Raw genomic sequence first — 1,186 nt, 5'->3', positions numbered from 1 at the left:
AACCCTTTAAGCTGAATAACAAAAGCCAGAGCAAATGCTCTGGCTTTTTTGTATGAAGTTTAGTCAGAATGCTACTGCTCTAGATAAAGTTTTGCGGTGGTGGTGACCTTAATCATTTCATCTTGCAGTTCAAACATTTCAGGTTCAATTTCCTCAATGCTGGCTCCTGAACGAAGTGCGTGTTCAAGCGTAGCACAGAGAGATTTTAGCCTTGGTACGCCACAATAAGAGCTACTGCCGTGCAGTTTGTGGATCACATGAATTAACTCTTCACGCGAATAATCGTCTTGCTCAAGTGCGTGGTCGACAACTTCTTCTACTTCTGGAATGAAATCGATCAACATACGCAACATATCTTTGGCTAAGTCTTCCTTATTAGCGCTCTGTTTCAATGCGGCTTGCCAGTCAATAATCACATCAGGTTGTGTATTTTCAGCTGTGGCAGGTGCTTCACTTGCTGGTTCATCGACGTAGGACGGCGCAACTTTCCCTATGCTTTCTGTACAGGTATTCGGATTCCAGTGGACCAACACTTGTTGCAGTACATGCTCTTCAATTGGTTTGGTGAGGTAATCATCCATACATGCGGCGAGTAGGCGGTCGCGCTCTCCGGCCATGGCGTGCGCGGTAACGGCGATCACTGGTGTGTCTTTGTTTAACTCAAGCTCTTTGATGTTCTGACAAGCGGTCACGCCATCCATTAATGGCATTTGGATGTCCATAAAGATCAGGTCGTATTTCTTCTCGGTAGCGAGATTTACGGCTTGCTGGCCATTGCTACAAGCCGTTACGGTTTCAACCCTTTCTTTCAGTAGTGCTGAAATCAGTTTTAGGTTTGCAGGGTTATCATCCACCGCGAGCACTGTCAGTGGCAGTCGTTCGCTTTCTTCTGTTTCAACAGGAGCGGCAATAGCTTGAGGTGCTTCAACATGTTCATTGATCAAACTTTGCAGCAGCTTACGGCGTGATAGCGGTTTGGTTAAGCACTGGATTTGATGCTCGGTCATGATTTGGTCGGCAAGCGCTAATTCGGTGCTCGGTGTACCCATGATGACACTTGGCGCCATGCGCTTCGCTTGCTCAATCCAAGCAGCGACTGATTGCTCGTCATAAGTTTGGTTAGCTGCCAAGTTCAGCAATACGTAATCGTAGTGCTCTTCGTTCTCTGGTAAGGAAGAACGATAGG

The 1,186-nt window shown here is 46.7% G+C and carries 1 protein-coding gene; it reads right to left on the bottom strand.

Annotated features, from left to right (window positions below):
* Positions 1-71: 71 nt before the first annotated feature.
* A partial coding sequence (locus R7E00_RS24300; protein WP_318124803.1) for a response regulator occupies positions 72-1,186 on the bottom strand: 1,115 nt, incomplete at its 5' end.

Origin of the sequence: Vibrio sp. Vb1755, from assembly GCF_033338635.1 — a bacterium.
In the GTDB taxonomy this organism is placed as follows: Bacteria; Pseudomonadota; Gammaproteobacteria; order Enterobacterales; family Vibrionaceae; genus Vibrio; species Vibrio alginolyticus.
The sequence above is the reverse complement of the archived record's forward strand: the minus strand, read 5'-3'. Positions and strand labels throughout refer to the sequence as shown.